Source organism: Streptomyces sp. NPDC127100 (assembly GCF_042724095.1).
Lineage (GTDB): Bacteria > Actinomycetota > Actinomycetes > Streptomycetales > Streptomycetaceae > Streptomyces.
In genome coordinates this window covers 12,969-29,003 of sequence record NZ_JBHXFL010000043.1, presented here as the reverse complement: position 1 = coordinate 29,003, position 16,035 = coordinate 12,969, and the positions used below count along the sequence as shown (strand labels likewise).

The following is a 16,035-nucleotide window of genomic DNA, read 5'->3' as shown; positions in this document are numbered from 1 at the left end:
GCCGGGCCACCCACGCGAAGACCTGATCGACCCCGTGCTCCCGGCCGGTCATCACGCCGCTCCCTGCTGCCTGGCCGCGGCCTTGGCCTCGCGCTGGCTGCGGGCGTACTGCCCGGCCATCCGGACGGACACGACGTCGCCGAGGGTGGTCGGGTTGCCGGCCGGGTCGAGGGCGGCCATCTTCGACGCCCGGCACGCCTGGATCTCCTGCGCCAGCTCGGACAGCGCCTCGTACGTCGCCGTACCGTCGTAGGCCCGGCGGAGGAAGTCGACACGGGGCGCCCGGTCGATACCCGTCTCCGCCCAGGCCCTGAGCTGCTTGCCGACCGCGACGGGGTCGGTGAACAGCTCGTTGCTCAGGCCCGGCGCGTTGGACTTCGTGACCAGCAGCTCGTGGGTGGGCAGCAGTGAGCCGGTGAAGTCGACCTCGTACTCGAGCCCGTCGCGGGCCTCCGCGCGGCCGGCCGCGCGAGTCGGCACCGTGCGGCCCTGGGCGTCGGTCTCCAGGACGAACTCCACGCGGTTGCGCAGGGTGGCGACGACGTGCCCTGGGAAGGCGAGCACCGCGTCGAGACTCTGCCGCTCCAGCGGCCGGATCTCCTGCCATACGGCGTCCTTGTTCGCTGCGGCACCCCCGCGCATACCGGCGGCCTTCTTGCCGACCTGGTCGCGGATGCCCTCCGGACCAGCCCAGAACGCAGACCAGCAGTCGAGGACGACGACGTCGTAGTGCGCCGCGGCGTACAGCGCCAGACACAGCTCGCGCGGGTCGAAGGTCTCCATCTCGATCACGTCGAAGGCGACCTGGTCGGCGTACTGCTTCGATTTGCCGCGCTCGGTGTCGATGACGGCGACGGTCTCGCCCAGCGCGGACGCCATCCGCAGGGCGGTGAGGGTGCGGCCCGAGCCGGGCGGCCCATCCAGCAGGGCCCGGACCGGCCGGGCCTCCTTCTCGGCGGCGGCGAACTGGAAATGGGTGTGCGGAACCAGGCCGCCCGCGGACGCGGGGGCCTCGGCGGCGGTCGCCATGAGGTGGGTCTCCTATGAGGTTGTTCTGTACGCGGAGGGCCGGGCCGGTGTCGGCTTCCAGCCGCAGGCGCCCCCGCGCGGTGCCTTACTCCTGGCCGGCCTCGCCGCCCAGGTAGTCATCGCGCAGGTACTGGGTGATGACCCGGGAGGGGTTCACCAGGAACTTCAGGCGCTCCTTGTCGGCCTTGCAGCGGGCGTCGATGGGCGCCCAGTCGTCGTCGCTCATCCGCAGGCTCGCGCTGGGCAGCGATTTGGCCGGCTTCTCGCCCGGCGCCCGGCGGGGCGCCCGGACCGGCTTGACCGGCTCGATGTCCCCGGCGAGGTACTTGGCGAAGCCCTCACGCATCACGTCGGCGAGCGCCTTGCGTTCCCGGCTGGCCTTCCGCTCCGCGGCTTCCTTGATGTCCAGCGGGATGTACAGCGGCCGGGAAGGCAGGTCGCCCGACTCGTCGCGCAGCCGCCACACAGCGCGGCCGGCGGCCCGGGCCAGCGCTCCGAACGCCGCGGCGTCGCCCTGGAGGACCCCGAAGTCGGTCTTCATCTTGGCGACGCCGCCCTCGGCGGTCACTTCGTAGGACGTCTGGTCGGTCAGACGGAAGACGGGGGGCTGTTCGTCAGCCACGGCGGCGGATCCTCTCGACGGCGGAGCGCGCCGGATGCTGGCCGGCGCGACGGTGAACGACATGTGAGACCTCACTTTCGCAGAACCGTGCCGGTGACCTCGCTGGTGCGTGCTGCACCAACCGTCCCGGCGGCCCCACAGTAACTAAAACCCTATACGTAAGCAACGGGTTAGAGCTATGGTGTGGAACGTCCAGTCCCGCGATCGCCACATGGCGCCCATGAAGAGGATGCAGATGCCCGACTCCACCGCGACCGACCTCCCGACCGTACCCGCCTGGCTCGCCGCAGCCATCGAGGCCGACGAGCACCGGAAGCTCAACGAGAAGGCCAACGAGATCCAGCGCAACAAGATCTCCGCCGACCTGATCAACCGAAAGTTCGACATGTTCGGCGTCGAGCCGCTCCACCCCGCGCACACCGACGAGCGCGGCCACCTGGTCGGCGCCGTCCTCGCCATGCCCGACTACGACGAAGGCACTTACGAGGTCCGGGCGATGTGGGACGAGGACAGCAAGCAGATCGAACTGCACACCAGCGACTGGATGGACGACCAGCCCCAGTTCGGCCGAGTCCGCCTGATGAACAGCCTCGCGGACGTCGCCGCTGCCCGGCACGAGACGCCCAAGTTCCCTGCTCCGCCGCGGAACCTCCGCTTCGAGGCACTGCACGCGATCGACAACGTGCGGCCGGACAACATCAAGAACGCGGCGGTCGAGGCCATCGTGACCGCGATCAACGGGCTCACCGCCGCGGTCCTCCACCAGACCGAGGTCATCGCCCGGGGCAACGACCGGCCCTGACCTAGCGACGGCAACGAGAAGGGGCCGTCACCAGGCAGCTGACGGCCCCTCGCCATCCTCGTATTCCTCATGCCGCGTACGGCGCGGCCAGCGTAACCGATCTTCGTTCCAGCGCACAGCCCCCACTTTCCACAGGCGCAGCGATTGCCCCGCAATCACCGTGAGCCCCAGAGCAGAAACGGAGCCCCTCTTGAGCAGCCCCGCCACGCCCCAACGCCGGGTACGTGAGCGCACCGAGGGCTGGCGCAAGGGCGACGCGGTCATCGTCGACCGCACCACGCGCCGGCCCGCCCTTGGTAACCCCTTCGACCTGGAGTGGGTGTACAGCCTGAAGCTGGCCGAGCGCGGCGACCGCCCGGCCGCGCACGAGGCCGCCGTCGACCTGTTCGCCAAGTGGCTGGCCGGCGACCGGACCTACCTCGACAGCAACGACGACGACCTGCGCCGCGAGCGCGTCCTCGAGCACCTGGAGCAGCTCCGCGGCAAGGACCTCGCCTGCCCCTGCAGGGAACGGCTGCGCTGCCACGCCGAGGTCCTCATGCAGTGGGCCAACGCCGACCCGGCCGAGACCACCCGGTACATCGCGATCGCCCGGCGCCGCGTCGACCGCGACCGCGCCCGGCAAGGCCTCCCGCCGGTCAGCCGCCTGCTGGACGCCGCGTGAACGCCCCCAGCCGACCGACCGTGCCCGACGTGCCGGAGACCGCCGCCGCCTGGATCCGCGAGCACGTCCTCGCGCCGCTGCAGATCCCGCCCGCCTGGCCGCAGTGCCCCTGCCAAGGGGAGTCCAACGCCTGCGCGCACGGCCGGCACGACGAGTGCGGCCACGAACAGTGGATCGCCTGGGGCGGCTACGAACACGAGACCGTCATCAGCCAGGGCTTCGCCGGCTTCCCCTGCAAGGGCGCCGGCGGCCTGTACGGCAACGCGGACGTCTACCTCGCCGACCGGCGCTGCCGAAACCGCTGCAACTGCTCCTGCCACCAGCCCCCTCCCGAGCCCAGCACCGTCCCATCCCACACCGAGCAACTCGACCTGTTCCCGGAGGAGTGATGAAGCGACTGCTCGCCCGCGTCAGGGCGACCCGCTCGAAGAACACCGTCATCGGCACAGCGGCGCCCAAGGGCACGCCCCCGCAGCGAGGCATCCCGATCGCGGCCTCAAGGACCGGCTCGCCGGCCAAGAGCAGGCCACGATCCACGGACTGAATCGCCCGAACCGATCCACACCCAGGCCGCCGTCCGTCCCCGCCCGGACGGCGGCCCGCCGATGCCCAGGAGTACCCGTGCTCGACCAAGTCGCCGCCCTGCAGGACCCGCACCGGTGGGACCAGCCCGACGCAGACCGCAGGCGCTGCACCGACTGCGGGGTCCTCGCCACCCACTGGCACGACCCACGCGCCCCCTACGGCATCACCGAGGGCACGGACTGGCTGGCACCCGACGGGCGGGGCTGGTTCACCACCCCCGGCGGGTCCTCCACACCGCCCCCGTGCCCCCTTCCCGTGGTGAAGGCCGTCTGCCCGTGGCGCCCGGACGCGTGGCAGTACGACGGGGTGTGGGGCGACCTGCAGCTCGACGCGGCGATGCGCACCTGGTGCGACACCCACCAGGGCGCAGTGTCCGAGTGCCCCGAGCCGGGTCCGTACTGCCCCGGGGCGCCCGCCCACGACAACGCCGGCCCGGGCCCGTGCACCGGCCGAGAGAAGACCTGCCGCTGCATGTGCCCGGCGTGCTGCGGCGATACCCCGGAGGTCTGGGGCTACGACGGCGACTACTGACCCCAGCCCCCAACGCAGGACGAAGCACCGACTGGAGAACGGAAGACTGACTTGATGCCCATCGCTGACGCCGAGCTGGCCGCCGCCGAGGACTTCCGGCGCACCCTGGCCAGCTACGGCATGGAGAGCCTGATCGACCTCCTGATCACCCACCGAGAACAGGCGCTCACGAACATACGGAAGGCGCTCGCTGCCCTGCGAGCGGACCTCGACGCCCAGGCCGCCAGCCACCGGAGACTGCTCTCCCTCCTGGCCGCCCGCACCGCCGGAGGCCAGCGATGACCGAGGCCCGCACGCCCGGCACCGCCGTGGCGACCCTCACTCGCGCGTACGAGCTCCTCGAGGACGAAGGTGCCACACAGCACCTCGGGGTCCTTCGCCAGCCGCTGGCCGACCTGTTCGTCCAGTACCTGAGCGGCGACCGCCACGGCCCGATCACCACCGCCGGCCCGGCCGAGCCGGACCCGGCCGACGACGAGGCGCTCACCCGGCCCGGCAGCGGAGCCTGCTACAGCTGCGGGGACACCGGCGTGCGGTACGAGGGTGTAGGCGCCGACGGACACCAGTGGTCCACGGAGCAGTGCTGCTGCCAGCACGAGCACTGCGGGTGCGGCGCCTGCGGTGGCTTCCCCTGCGAAGAGGTCGACTCCGTCGTTCACCTCGCCGCCGTCCTGCTGCGCGAACACGGACCGCACGACGCAGCGCACCTGGCCGCAGTCCCCTCCGTCGAGCACGCCGGCCAGCAGTACCTCCTCGGCTACCCCTACGCCGACCGCGACGGTGATCAGTGGGAAGTCCTGGAGTACAGCGCCCACGACGGCACACCGATGGTGCTCCTCATGCCCGCTGGCGCCGGCGAGCCCACAGCGCTGCCGGAGATCCTCGAAGCGCACGGTCCGCTGCGCCGCATCGCCCACCCGGGCGCCACCGCGCCTACCCCCGACGAGGCCCTGCCCTACTGGGGACAGAAGCGCTGGGAGGGCGCCGTCGCCCGCTGCCCGGGCATGCGGCACCTGGCCCCGGTCGGCGACGACGGCCTGATGAACACCCACTCCATCTCCGAAGGCTTCACCGGCCGGTGCCCCGGCTCGAACCAGCCGCCGAGGACCGCCCCATGGCCGCGGTGACGCCCGGGCAGGTGGCACTCGGCGACGCGACCGCCCCGGCCTCCACGACCCCCGACACGGTGCCGGCGGGCTGCTACTGGTGGACCGATCCGGACGGCGACCTCTGCCTCATGCCCGGCTGCATGGCCCGCGTCCAGGACCCCGACGCGGAGTGCACCTGCGACAAGCTCGGCGCCCGCCTGCGCCGCGTCCAGGAGAAGCTCCAGGCCCGGCAGGAGGACCAGAAGTACGCCAGCACCTGGTGGGACGCGCTCACCGAAGCCGTCCGCGCACACCCCGACGCAGCACAGATCCTGGCCGACGCCCGCCGCCGGGCCGGCCGCTGAACGGAGGACGCCAACCATGGGCGCAGCACTGCACCTCGCGCACACCGCTCAACCCTCACCCGGCGACCGGCACCGTACGAAGGGCAACGGCGGCGGCGGGGGCGAGACCTTCGCCGACTTCGCTCGGCAGGTCTACAGCGATGAACGCGCGACACCGCAGGCCCGGGAGATGCTCCTCGCCTTCGGCTACGCCACGATGGTCGCCCACTCCGACGACGACCCGTCCGTCTGGGGCACCGCCCGCCGCGCCATGGGCACCACCCGCACCGGTCGCGAGTGGCGCCTGGACCAAGCCGTCGCCGACGACGCCCCCCGCTACTCCTCCGGCAAGGACCGCGCGCGCCGGGTATGCGTCGCCCCGCGGCTGCGACCCCACCCCGACGGCCCAGACGACTTCCGCAACCAGCGCGGCATCTGCGGCAGCAGCGCCGACTGGGAGCACCACGCCGTGGAGAAACAGGCCGGCACCGGCTGGTACAAGTACCACTGGTACTGCCGACGCCACCTCGACCACCTCGCTCGGGTCCGCGAGCAGCTGCGCGAGCCCAACAGCCGCGCGCCCGAGCCCATCCCCAACCGCGGCGGCCTGCTCCCCGTGTACTTCGAGTCCGACTGGCTCGCCATGTACCGCCAGCGCCTCGGCGTCCCCGACTGGGAGCCCCCGGTCTACGGAATCTGCGCCGACGACTGGCCCGTACCCGGCGTGGAGAAGGTCCCGCCCCGCCCCCGGCTCCGCCTGGCCGCAGTCGACGGAACCGTCCTGGTCGAGACCCCCGACGCCGGCCGCTGAACCCGCCCCGCCCCTCCTGAATCGACAGAGCCCCTGGAGGCACACCTCATGACCTTCGCGTACACGGACCCCGACGGCTTCGGCCTCCTCATCACCCGCTCCACCGATCAGCGCGGCCGCGAGGTCCTGGACTTCTCGGTCAGCAACCCGGCCGACGGCCAGGGCTGGCAGAGCGGCAGCAACGTGCAGATCCCCGAGGAGACGCTCCTTGCCGGCGTCCAGGAAACCGCCACCGCCTCCACCGACCCCCGCCAGCCGCTGCGCCTGGTCATCGAACGGCCCGAGCCCGGCGACTGGCACGGACGCCTCGACGTCCTCGAAGCGCTCGAAGACGCGGGCTGGACCGCCGATCCGGAGTACCCGCTGAGCATCCTGCGCCACCCGTCCGGCGCCGTCTGGGCCGTGACCAACGAGTCCGGCGACTCGGGGCTCACCTGCCCCAACGGGTCGAACGCCGTCTTCCCGTCGGACACTCCATCCATCGTCGTCATCGCCGCCTGCCTCGCTGCCACCCACACCACCGTGCCCAGCGAGGGCAGGTGACCGACGAACTCGCCGAGCGGCGACGCAGCGCCCGGGCGGCCCACCGCCGGCCGGGCCGAGGCGCCGCGCCGACGCCGACGGCTGAACCGCCCCGCTGGGTCCGGACCTTCGTCATCCCCCGGGACGCCTGCGAGCCGTGCGCCCGGCACCACCACCACCGCTGCCACGGCGTCGATGTCCTCCTGGACCCCATCCCCGACTGCCCGTGCGACTGCGGCGACCCGCGCAACCCGCTGTTCCTCAACGCCCGGGCCTGGGCCGACCTCGCCCTGTACGCCCCCGACCAGGTGTGGGTGGCCGCCATGTTCGAGCGGCAGCGCGCCGCCGGCATCCACGAGTGCACGTGGCGCAGCGATGGCAGCGGCCTGCGGTCGGCTGACCGTGCAGGCTTCTGATCTGCTGTTTTGTGCCCACCGGACTTCCATCCATACAACGAAGCGTTGTAAAGTAGAGGTGTTGGCGGGGACGGCCCCCGCCACACACCACGGAGGGAGCCCTCATGGCCACCACGACGGACACCACCTACGCCACCGGCGACATCGTCAAGGGCCGCCCGGTCAAGCACGGCGAGCCGCAGCCGACCCGACAGGGTGTCGTCCTTCGCCTCTTCGGCAAGGACGCCTCAACCGGCTACCTCGTCTGGTGGTACGGCAAGGGTCCCGCCTCCATGCAGACCGTCTCCCTGATGTTCGGCCGCGAACTCCGGCGCGTCGGTGCCCTCGAGGACCTCTCCCTGCGGGTGATCACCAACATCGCGCGCGGCGCAGCCCGGTACGACGACGCCCAGCCGATCGCCATCAAGGCCGGGAACCTTCGCCTGCGCAGGCGCCGCTTCCGCATCGAGGACGTCCCCGCCGACTGGTCCCCGGCCCACCGCTGCTGCCTCGAGTGCGGCAACACCGAGCCCCAGGTACAGCTGAGGGCCATCACCCACACCGGGACCTCCCAGCAGGCCCTCGCCTGCGACCGGCACGTCGACCAAGTCGGCGCCGCCCTGGGCTGACCCCCAGCCCGGTAGCCCCCGCTCGCGCGCGGGGCTACTGCTGCTTCAGCGCCAGGGCGATGCGGCACGTCTATGGTGCGGCACATTCACCCCGTGCGGCCCATCCGGCCGCCATCGAGCCGCTCAGGCCGGCCCGTCCGCCGTCTGCGACAGCAGGTAGTGCTGCACCGCCTCGACGACGTGCTCCGGATGCCCGCCGACGCGCTGCCCAGGCTGCAGAGGCCGATCGGCAACCGCCGGCCACCCGCCGGTCTCGTCAGCGACCGCGCTGAACAACCCGGCCAGGTTCGAGGCGACCTCCACGTACACGTCCGGGCCCGCCACCCAGCCCTGCACGACCCGCACGAGTACCGCGACCGCGGCCTCGTCGAACCGGGACTTCTTCTCCGCCAGGTCCGCGCCGACGTTCCACGCCAGGCGCACCATGTCCTCCGACTCCCAAGAGCCCTCCCGGCCGGCCATCACCCGGTAGCGAGCGCCGCCCTCCCGCCCGGCGCCGGCGTCCTCGAGCACGAGCCGGTACAACGCCACCAGCAGCGACCCCGCCGCCCGCCGCCCGGCACCGACCAGAGCCGCCTTCACCGCGGCGCAGTCCTCGTCCGTCGGCGGCACCACCGGACGCAGCGGCCCCCGGGTCCGCTCAAGGGTGGCGAAGTCCAGCGTCTCCAGCCCCCGCCGGTGCCCACCGTCCGCGTCGAACGTCCCATCCCCGCTGCGCAGGTACCAGCCCTGGTAGAACCGGTCGACGACGCGGTACGGCCGCCGGCTGCTGGAGCTGGTCTTCGCGTCGCCTCCGCGCGCGTTGGGGACCATTTCCGGCAGGTTCTGGCCGACCGCCTCCTCGTGCGGCTCCCGTACGGCGGCCGCCAGCTCGGCCCGGCGTGCGGCAACCAGCGGAGCCCAGCTAGCGGGCATCTCCGCGTGCTCACCCCCGGTATGCGCAACCACCCCGGCCGCGTTGTACAGGGCCAGCGCCCGCTCGGTGTCGAGCGGCATGGCGACGGGGTGACCGCCGACCGGGACCGGGTACTGCTCGAGGACCCAGGCTTTGCCGGCGTCGTAGAAGTCCGTGACGACCGCTTCCCACTCTCCCGCGCGGGCCCACGGGCGGACCGCCCAGGCGTTGACGAGCAGCATCGCGCTGACGTGCCCGGGCAGCTGCGGTTCCGGCTCCCAGTCCTGCGGCAGGACGACGATGTCGGCCCGGCCCTCGTACTCCTCGCTGGTCTTCTTCCGGCGCAGCGTGTGCAGCTGGTCGGCGAGAGCTTGGGCGAGGGCGTGCCGGTCGAGGGTGGCCGGCACGGTGCAGGAGAACACGAACGGCACGACGTGCAGCTCCATTGCAGGGGCTGTGGGGTCGGCGGCCGTCTGCGACGCGGAAACGCAGCCGTCCAGCGTGTGGCTGGCCTGGGTGTAGCGCTTCTCGCGGTTCTCGCCCTGGGCGGCACGGATGGCGCGGGTACGGGCCCGGGATTCCTTCGGCATCGGACACTCCTGGTTCACGGCATGCCCCACGCGCACGCCGCACAGTCAAGAGTGGGGCGATGCAGGCCGCACGAGGAGTCGGAGACGTCTTGTCCGGCTGTGGGATCCCGGGCGTGGGCCGGCTCCCTCACGGAGTCTGGCGGTCGTGCACCGCCGCGCCTCCGACTCTATCGGACCAGCCCGCCCTCCCACAGGGCGTCTTGGTCACCGCGCGCGGGGCGCTCCGGGGAAACCGACAGCGTCCGCGTACCGGGAGCCCTCGTTCACCAGCCAGGCGAGCTGCTTGGCCGCGGCCGCCAGGTCGCCGTCCTCCAGCTTGGCCGTCCCGTACCCGTAGGCGTACCCGGCCATCCGGCTCAGGACAGGGTCGAGTCTCTCCGCGCTGATGTCCCGCAGGAACCCGAACCACGTCTCCAAGTCCACGCGCAGCGCCTCGACGCTGCGGTCCTCGCCTGCCGGTATGTCGTCGTTCTTGGTCATCCGCTGAGCGTAGATCGCGCCCCGGGCGCCTCAGACACTGGCCGGCGTACCGGGCAGACGCTGGCCCGGCACCCACCACGCCGGCGGCTGCGGGGCGTTGTCCTCCCACTGGTACAGCGTGAGGTCGTCCTGGTGCTCGTCGGCGTGGCCACGCCACCGCGTGCAGTACTGGCGCCCGTCGCCGGGGGCGACGTACATGGACGGGCACCGGCTCTGGCCCTGGAAGCGGACGCGCAGCTCGTCGGGGTAGAGCGTGGTCGGCTCCACGGTCCAGGCCGCGGCCTCCAGGGTGGCGACGAGGATGCGCACCGCCTCCACCGCGGGCTGGGGCTCCAGCCGTACGCAACCCCCACGGTGGACGTCCTGCCCGATCGTCGTGCTCGAGACGGTGTACGGGTACTGGCGCAGGGCCCGGTCGGTGAGGTCCCACAGCCACTCGCGCGTCTCCACGAGGGCGTACCCGGTGCGCCGCTCGACTCCGTTGCGCGTGGGGAACTCGTGCAGCCGGTTGACGTCCACCTCTCGCTCACGCCGGCCGGTCGCCGCGTCCGCGATACGTACCCGCTTCCCGCCCGGTCGGACGATCCGCACGTACCGGGTCACCGCGTCCTCGGGCTGCCCGCACGGCGCGTACACCTGGCCACGCCTGAGGTGGTAACTCTCCACGGCAACTCCCGGGTTCGCCTGGCGACCCGACGACTCTATCCCCGCCCGGGCAAGCCCGCCCGGCCGACGCCGGGCCGGTCAGAAGTTCGCGGCCGGCATCTTGCCGGACGGCCACACGCAGCCCTCGCAGCGATGGTTCTGGTCGTGCCCGGCCGCCTCCCAGTGCGCCTGCTTCAGCGCCCAGAACGCCGCCCGGTACGCCTCCCGGGCCTGCAGACACCACTCCCGCTCCACCGCGTTGAGATGCGACCAGCACGCCTGCAGTCCGTCGACCTCGACGAAGCCCTCCGGCCACTCCGCGGCCTGCCGGGTGCAGGGTCCGCCGTCCTGCCGGGCCCGTACGCACAGCGGCTTCTCGAAGCCGAGCCGGGCGCCCCACGGCGGGCTGGTGAACCGCACCCAGTCCTCCGGCAGCGTCCGTACGACGCCCGGCGGCGGCAGCCGCACGTCCAGGTGGAGCCGCCCGCGGACGGCCCGTTCCCCGGCGGCCTCCGTCTCGACAGGCACGCCGGTCGACGCCCACGACCCGGCCAGCCGCTCGGCAATGGCCTGCAGCGTCGCGGCGTCGCCGGCCACGATGTCGACCACGGCCAGCCCGGGCTCCGAGACGAGTGCACGGTTGATGTCTCCCATGCCGGTGGGGACCGCGTCCGCCAGACGGTAGTTGCGCGGCGGCGATCAATTCACTCTGCCAGGTGACGCCCCACCTGGAGCTCCCCAGTCCAGGGACCCACTCCGAATCCCCGGTACCCCGCCGGAACGGCGTCGTCCGCCCATAGCCTGATCGGAGAACAACGAACGTCACGAAGGAGGCACGTCGGGTGGACTGGATCGTCGCTGCGGCTCAACAGCCCGCCGCGAGCAGCAGCCCTGTCTGGCTGTCAGCCCTACTTGGCGGCGTAGGCGCGATGCTGGGAGGCTCAATCACCTCCCTGGTGGCATGGCGCGTCCTGTCCGACACCAAGTCGGCCAGGCGGCGGGCGGAAGAGCGCGAAGCATCAGCGACCATCAGCGCCTCCATCCTGGAGGTCCGCCAGAAGTACAAGAACGACGGCATGGGCACCGACCGGGTCCCAGAGGGGTTCAGCACCTGGCCCGACTACTTCCACTCGCTCCTCGGCGAAGCGGAAGTCGCTGTCCTGACCTTCACCAACAAGGACCTGCGGAGGCGCCTCACCGACTCCCTCGACCTGCTGATCTGGGGCGCCCACGACGACCAGCTGCTTCACGAGAGCCGCCTGAGCTTTCCACGCGTGGTGGCGTACGCGGCGTACAACGACATCCTTGCGTGCCTGGGCGCCAATCTCCGCAACGAGGCGCTGCCGTCCCCTACAGACACCTGGACGAAGGCGCGTCATCAACTGCGGTGGCAGGACGAGCAGGTTCGACGGGCAGAAGCGGGAGAGTAGCCGCAGAAGCACTGCGCCCTCCGCACGCTGGCGCGGTCGCAGCGGCCCCCGGAGCCCTCCTTGCTAGCCGGCCTGCCGGTGCTGGCCGCCGCCATCTGCCCCTCGCGCCCCCTGGGCACCCGTTGGCGCGGTCCCTACCCGGTTGTCAGCGGCAGCCGGTACCGTAGTGGCCACGGCATGACGCGAACCGCCGTTTCCGCTGCCGCCCCAGCGCCCACGCCGCACCGGGGCAGCGCCGCCGGACAAGGACCGCACCAGGGTCCCGCGCAGCACCACCTGAAGCACCCGTCCGTCCGGCTGCGCCCATCACGCGATGTCCGGCGGGAAGCGTGGGGTCCCGCATGGAGACGACCGTGACCAAAGCTGGCAGCGACTACCTCAAGAACCAGGCCCGGGAGATCCGCAGGACCACAGGCCGCCGACTCCCCGACATCCTCGCCGAGCTGCGCGCCCCCCGCCGGACGCCGTCCAAGGAACTCGTCCCGCTGTGCAAGGGCTTCGCGCACCCCATTGACGGAGGGCGCTGCGCCCAGGTGGCCGGCCACCCGGGACACTGGACGTGGTGCGGGTCAGAGCCGCACTTCGCCGTGCACGTCTGGCAGGGCTATGTCGAGGCCCGGAACGCCGCCGAGCACGCCAAGCACGAGGCGTGGCTGGTCTCCCTGACCCCCAAGGAACGCACGGAGTACGAGGCCGAGCAAGAGGCCGCGCACTGGGCGCAGATGGCCGAGGACGCCCGCGAGCCGTACGACCCGGACGAGGAGAGGGCCATCGAATTCGCGCTCGACGCGGCCGACGAGGAACGCTGGGAGGCGCAGCGGGAGGCGGAGATGGCCGAGCGAGCCGACGACGACGGCTATGTCGACCTCACCGACGATGAGTACTACGGGTACTACGCCGACGAGGACCCCCGATGACCGGGTACTGGACGCTCGTGCAACACCGGGCCGCCGAGTACTCCCTCGCGCAGCAGCAGCCCGGCGCCTCCCTGCTGGCCGGCCTGCCGGTGATGGCCGCGCACGCCGCCGCCTTCTCGCCCTTCCACACCCTGCACGTGGCGCAGTTCTGCCTGGCCGTCATCGTGTCCGAGGACTGCCCCGACCACCTGCGCGGACCGGCGGGCGTCCCGGACCTGGCCCGCCTGGTACCCGAGGACACCGACGCCCTCACCGTGCTGACCACGGCCGAGGACCAGCGGGCCCTGTTCGGCTCCGGGCTCGCCGAGGAGCTGCGCAACGTGGAGGACCAGGTGGCGGCGACAGGCCGCGCCCGGGCGGCAGTCCAGCGCGTGCTGGACCAGGTCCCGCACGGGCTCGCCGGCCGCCAGCGGATGCTGGACATCGTCTACGAGCTCCGGGACGACCCGCGGGCCATCTCCGCGTTCCTCGCCCTGACCGCCGTGGCGCTGCGCGAGGTCGCGGCCCAGCCGGGTCCGGTGGCTTTCTCGCCAGGGTGACGCGGACCGCCCGCCGGCACCGGGCTCGTCAGGAGGGCTGCGCGCCCTCGGCAGGCCCGGTGCGGACGACCGGCGCCATGAAGCCGAGACCGGAAGGGTGCCAGGCGTCCCCGCCGAGAGCGAAGCCCGCCTCGGCAAGGCGGCGGCCTGCCGCGTCCTGCTGGAAGCTCTCCCACTCCGGGAGGTCCACGGTGGCCTGGACGGCGAGGTCCTCGTCGAGCACGTTGAGCTGGTAGCCGTGCTCGACCCGGCCGTCGTCGTGCGGGTGGCTGTTCGGCGTGCAGACGGCCATGAGACCGGACATGGAGACCTCCAGGGGTTCGCAGCGGCCGGAGCGGTTCGGGACCCGGCCGCGCCCCATCGTGCCGTACGGGGCTGACAGCCGGGGCGGGTTCAGGACGCGGGCACGACCGTCGGGCCCGCGATCCGCATCCGGTCGCCGTCGTACTGCACGACCTCGCCGGGCAGGATGAGCAGGCCCGCTTCTCCGTCGCGCCAGGCCTCCCCGATCCGGCGCACCTGGACCGCAGGCCCGCTGGCGCCGGCCATGAAGACCGTGGGGTCGATCTCCCAGCCGTGACCGGCCAGCCACTGCTCCAGCGCGAGGGAGTCCGCAATGCTCGCGCCCCGCGGCCACTCGAACGTACTCGTCACGCCATCCCCCTTTGACCGTGCACTCCGTGGACCCGATCCTGCCACCGCCCACTGACACCCCACCGTCCGGTGACCGCGCGCCGGGGACCCGTGTTCCTGCGAAGGCCAGGCGGCAAGCGGCTGCCCCGCCCTCTTCCGCAGGCGTGGCCGCGCTGCCACGCTTTCGAAACACAGGCGCGGGCGCCCGGGCGGTGCTGGCTCACAGCTCCCGGTGGATGACCTCGACGCCGTCGGCCCACGTCCGCAGCAGCTCCCGTTCCGCGCCGGCGTCCACCTCGAGCGTGATGGTCACCCCCGGCACGCTGCCGTGCGCACCGACGAACGCCCGCCACTTGCCCAAGGCCACCTCACCGTCGGCCCAGGTCCCCTCGATCGCCGGGCCGCCCTTGCGGAAGGTCATCCGTACGTGGAAGTCCCCGCCGCCGGACGGTCCGGCGGGCGGGGTACTCACTGCTGCTCCGCGGCGCGCTGCTTCTCGTTTACCTTGTGCCAGGGATTCTCCGCCCGGCTCTGCGCCCGGTCGAGGTACTCCTTCTTCACCGTGGCGCTGCCCGGCTTCCACCGGCCCTGCTTCGTCGGGTCCCCGCCGGCGTCCGCGATCTCCTGGGCGCCGCCGCGGCGCAGGCCGTGCGCGGTGATGTCCTGCCAGTTGGGCAGGTCGGCGGCGTAGGCCATGCCCCGGATCCAGTCGTTGACGGCGTCGCCGGTGACGAAGTCGCCCCGGACCTTGGCGGTGGCCCGGGACTGCAGCGTCCCGGCGACCGTCAGGGCCCGCAGCACCGGCCCCGAGTCCACCCCGAGCCGGTGCAGGCAGTTCAGCCAGTCCCGGGTGGCCTGCACCGGGTCGTACAGGCCCTCGTCGCCGGCGGAGGGCACCCAGGTGTCCTCACCGTGGGCGTCCTGGTCGGTCTTGGAGTAGGCAACCCACTGGGCCACGCCACCGTCCTCGACGGTCAGATCCTCGATCGTCAGGTCGGCCAGCTCGATGCGCCGGTTGAGGGCCTTGCGGCCGACGACCACCACGAACCGGTTCCGCAGCCCGATGGGGTGGCGCAGGTCGCAGGTGTCGACCATCGCCCGGGCCATCGCGGCCGTGATGGCCGGCGCCTTGCGGACCCGGTTCCTCTTCAGCCACTGCTTTCGGTACTCGCGCAGCAGGCCGCGGGCCTTGCTGGTGCCGGGCTTCTTGTCGTCGGGCATCCACGTCCGCACGGCCGACAGGTAGGTGCTGATCGTGTTCGGGCTCTTGCCCTGGGCGATCAGGTGCGCGCAGTACTCCACGTACGTCGCCGTCGTGCAGGGCCGCGCGACCCGGCCCATCCCGTCGCACCACTCTTCGAACAGCTTCCGCTGGTTCTTGTAGTTGCGGTCCGTGTTGTCCGGCGCCGACTCCTCCTCCAGGCGCCGGGCCGTCTCCGGGGATACCTCGAAGTCCCGGCGGGTGTACCGCGGGGCGGTGGCCTCGCTCGGCAGGGCCTCGCCGGGGTAGAGGATCGTGTGCTGGTCGACGGCCGGCTTGGCGGGCGGGGCCGGGAGCGCGACGGCCGGCAGGAGTTCGTCGTCGTCGACGAGCTCGGCCTCGACGACTTCGGTGGGCTCGAGTTCGTTCGCCGTGGTCATGGCGTCACCGAGCCGCGGCCGGGCGGAGAGCGACGGGCATGGGGAGCCTTTCGGGAGCGGGCGACGCAGGGGGGACGCCGTACAACTAGTTGATCACTGTTTGTGGTGGTTAGCGGTGTGTTGGGCGGCACACCGCCGGGCGGAGGCGGCTCGTGGGCGGCCGTTCGTGTCTGCGGTCGGGCAACCGCAGGTCACAGCCTGATCAACACGCCCGCGCGGTGCCCTCGTGCGGGAGACGCTGGG

Annotated in this window: 25 protein-coding genes; 15 read left to right on the top strand and 10 right to left on the bottom strand. The window is 72.3% G+C overall.

Annotation, left to right across the window (positions count from 1 at the left end):
• Positions 1 to 51: 51 nt before the first annotated feature.
• Positions 52 to 1,029, bottom strand: a complete 978-nt coding sequence (locus ACFWJB_RS28925; RefSeq protein ID WP_386925884.1) for an AAA family ATPase — start codon at positions 1,027 to 1,029, stop codon at positions 52 to 54.
• Positions 1,030 to 1,114: 85 nt separating this feature from the next.
• A complete protein-coding gene (locus ACFWJB_RS28920; protein WP_386925882.1) occupies positions 1,115 to 1,651 on the bottom strand; it encodes a hypothetical protein in 537 nt (178 codons plus the stop codon).
• A 220-nt stretch (positions 1,652 to 1,871) separates the two neighbouring features.
• On the opposite strand from ACFWJB_RS28920, the gene ACFWJB_RS28915 reads away from it, so the two are divergent.
• The 12 genes from ACFWJB_RS28915 to ACFWJB_RS28860 all read left to right on the top strand — a co-directional run bounded on the left by ACFWJB_RS28915 (position 1,872) and on the right by ACFWJB_RS28860 (position 8,022).
• A complete protein-coding gene (locus tag ACFWJB_RS28915) occupies positions 1,872 to 2,453 on the top strand; it encodes a hypothetical protein (RefSeq protein WP_386925880.1) in 582 nt (193 codons plus the stop codon).
• Positions 2,454 to 2,643: 190 nt separating this feature from the next.
• Positions 2,644 to 3,117, top strand: a complete 474-nt coding sequence (locus ACFWJB_RS28910) for a DUF4326 domain-containing protein (protein ID WP_386925878.1) — start codon at positions 2,644 to 2,646, stop codon at positions 3,115 to 3,117.
• Positions 3,114 to 3,506, top strand: a complete 393-nt coding sequence (locus ACFWJB_RS28905) for a hypothetical protein (protein ID WP_386925876.1) — start codon at positions 3,114 to 3,116, stop codon at positions 3,504 to 3,506. Before ACFWJB_RS28910 ends, ACFWJB_RS28905 begins: the two co-directional genes overlap by 4 nt.
• Positions 3,506 to 3,661, top strand: a complete 156-nt coding sequence (locus tag ACFWJB_RS28900; RefSeq protein WP_386925874.1) for a hypothetical protein — start codon at positions 3,506 to 3,508, stop codon at positions 3,659 to 3,661. The genes ACFWJB_RS28905 and ACFWJB_RS28900 overlap by 1 nt, the downstream gene beginning before the upstream one ends.
• Positions 3,662 to 3,738: 77 nt before the next feature.
• Positions 3,739 to 4,233, top strand: coding sequence for a hypothetical protein (locus ACFWJB_RS28895; protein WP_386925872.1), 495 nt, complete (start codon positions 3,739 to 3,741; stop codon positions 4,231 to 4,233).
• Between the two features lie 54 nt (positions 4,234 to 4,287).
• On the top strand, positions 4,288 to 4,515 hold the full coding sequence (locus ACFWJB_RS28890; protein ID WP_386925870.1) for a hypothetical protein: 228 nt from the start codon (positions 4,288 to 4,290) through the stop codon (positions 4,513 to 4,515).
• The gene (locus tag ACFWJB_RS28885; protein ID WP_386925868.1) at positions 4,512 to 5,360 is read left to right on the top strand and encodes a phiSA1p31-related protein; all 849 of its coding nucleotides are present in this window, start codon (positions 4,512 to 4,514) and stop codon (positions 5,358 to 5,360) included. Before ACFWJB_RS28890 ends, ACFWJB_RS28885 begins: the two co-directional genes overlap by 4 nt.
• On the top strand, positions 5,348 to 5,686 hold the full coding sequence (locus ACFWJB_RS28880) for a hypothetical protein (protein WP_386925866.1): 339 nt from the start codon (positions 5,348 to 5,350) through the stop codon (positions 5,684 to 5,686). Before ACFWJB_RS28885 ends, ACFWJB_RS28880 begins: the two co-directional genes overlap by 13 nt.
• Positions 5,687 to 5,702: 16 nt before the next feature.
• Positions 5,703 to 6,476, top strand: a complete 774-nt coding sequence (locus tag ACFWJB_RS28875; protein WP_386925864.1) for a hypothetical protein — start codon at positions 5,703 to 5,705, stop codon at positions 6,474 to 6,476.
• A 48-nt stretch (positions 6,477 to 6,524) separates the two neighbouring features.
• Entirely contained in the window at positions 6,525 to 7,019 is a 495-nt protein-coding gene (locus ACFWJB_RS28870; protein ID WP_386925862.1) for a hypothetical protein, read from the top strand.
• Entirely contained in the window at positions 7,016 to 7,414 is a 399-nt protein-coding gene (locus ACFWJB_RS28865) for a hypothetical protein (protein ID WP_386925860.1), read from the top strand. Before ACFWJB_RS28870 ends, ACFWJB_RS28865 begins: the two co-directional genes overlap by 4 nt.
• A 104-nt stretch (positions 7,415 to 7,518) precedes the next feature.
• Positions 7,519 to 8,022 (top strand): DUF6409 family protein, encoded by a 504-nt coding sequence (locus ACFWJB_RS28860; protein WP_386925858.1) that lies wholly within the window; start codon positions 7,519 to 7,521, stop codon positions 8,020 to 8,022.
• A gap of 123 nt (positions 8,023 to 8,145) precedes the next feature.
• Here ACFWJB_RS28860 and ACFWJB_RS28855 read toward each other — a convergent pair whose 3' ends face one another.
• The 4 genes from ACFWJB_RS28855 to ACFWJB_RS28840 form a co-directional block, all read right to left on the bottom strand.
• Positions 8,146 to 9,507 carry a hypothetical protein gene (locus ACFWJB_RS28855; RefSeq protein WP_386925856.1) on the bottom strand — a complete coding sequence of 454 codons (1,362 nt, stop codon included), beginning with the start codon at positions 9,505 to 9,507 and terminating at the stop codon, positions 8,146 to 8,148.
• 204 nt (positions 9,508 to 9,711) lie between these two features.
• Positions 9,712 to 9,987 (bottom strand): hypothetical protein, encoded by a 276-nt coding sequence (locus ACFWJB_RS28850; protein WP_386925854.1) that lies wholly within the window; start codon positions 9,985 to 9,987, stop codon positions 9,712 to 9,714.
• Between the two features lie 30 nt (positions 9,988 to 10,017).
• Complete coding sequence (locus ACFWJB_RS28845; protein ID WP_386925852.1) at positions 10,018 to 10,653, bottom strand: hypothetical protein; 636 nt, start codon at positions 10,651 to 10,653, stop codon at positions 10,018 to 10,020.
• 78 nt (positions 10,654 to 10,731) lie between these two features.
• Positions 10,732 to 11,286, bottom strand: a complete 555-nt coding sequence (locus ACFWJB_RS28840; protein WP_386925850.1) for a DUF6207 family protein — start codon at positions 11,284 to 11,286, stop codon at positions 10,732 to 10,734.
• A 275-nt stretch (positions 11,287 to 11,561) separates the two neighbouring features.
• Here ACFWJB_RS28840 and ACFWJB_RS28835 point away from each other — a divergent pair, with 275 nt between their 5' ends.
• The 3 genes from ACFWJB_RS28835 (at position 11,562) to ACFWJB_RS28825 (ending at position 13,518) form a co-directional block, all read left to right on the top strand.
• Complete coding sequence (locus ACFWJB_RS28835) at positions 11,562 to 12,062, top strand: hypothetical protein (RefSeq protein WP_386925848.1); 501 nt, start codon at positions 11,562 to 11,564, stop codon at positions 12,060 to 12,062.
• A 353-nt stretch (positions 12,063 to 12,415) separates the two neighbouring features.
• Positions 12,416 to 12,979 carry a hypothetical protein gene (locus tag ACFWJB_RS28830; protein WP_386925846.1) on the top strand — a complete coding sequence of 188 codons (564 nt, stop codon included), beginning with the start codon at positions 12,416 to 12,418 and terminating at the stop codon, positions 12,977 to 12,979.
• Entirely contained in the window at positions 12,976 to 13,518 is a 543-nt protein-coding gene (locus tag ACFWJB_RS28825) for a hypothetical protein (RefSeq protein ID WP_386925844.1), read from the top strand. Before ACFWJB_RS28830 ends, ACFWJB_RS28825 begins: the two co-directional genes overlap by 4 nt.
• A 28-nt stretch (positions 13,519 to 13,546) precedes the next feature.
• On the opposite strand, the gene ACFWJB_RS28820 is transcribed toward ACFWJB_RS28825, so the two are convergent.
• The 4 genes from ACFWJB_RS28820 to ACFWJB_RS28805 all read right to left on the bottom strand — a co-directional run bounded on the left by ACFWJB_RS28820 (position 13,547) and on the right by ACFWJB_RS28805 (position 15,792).
• Positions 13,547 to 13,822: a hypothetical protein gene (locus ACFWJB_RS28820; protein WP_386925842.1), complete on the bottom strand. Its 276-nt coding sequence runs from the start codon at positions 13,820 to 13,822 to the stop codon at positions 13,547 to 13,549.
• Between the two features lie 89 nt (positions 13,823 to 13,911).
• Positions 13,912 to 14,172: a hypothetical protein gene (locus ACFWJB_RS28815; protein WP_386925840.1), complete on the bottom strand. Its 261-nt coding sequence runs from the start codon at positions 14,170 to 14,172 to the stop codon at positions 13,912 to 13,914.
• A 199-nt stretch (positions 14,173 to 14,371) separates the two neighbouring features.
• Positions 14,372 to 14,623, bottom strand: coding sequence for a hypothetical protein (locus ACFWJB_RS28810; RefSeq protein ID WP_386925838.1), 252 nt, complete (start codon positions 14,621 to 14,623; stop codon positions 14,372 to 14,374).
• On the bottom strand, positions 14,620 to 15,792 hold the full coding sequence (locus ACFWJB_RS28805) for an integrase (protein ID WP_386925836.1): 1,173 nt from the start codon (positions 15,790 to 15,792) through the stop codon (positions 14,620 to 14,622). The genes ACFWJB_RS28810 and ACFWJB_RS28805 overlap by 4 nt, the downstream gene beginning before the upstream one ends.
• Positions 15,793 to 16,035: the final 243 nt, after the last annotated feature.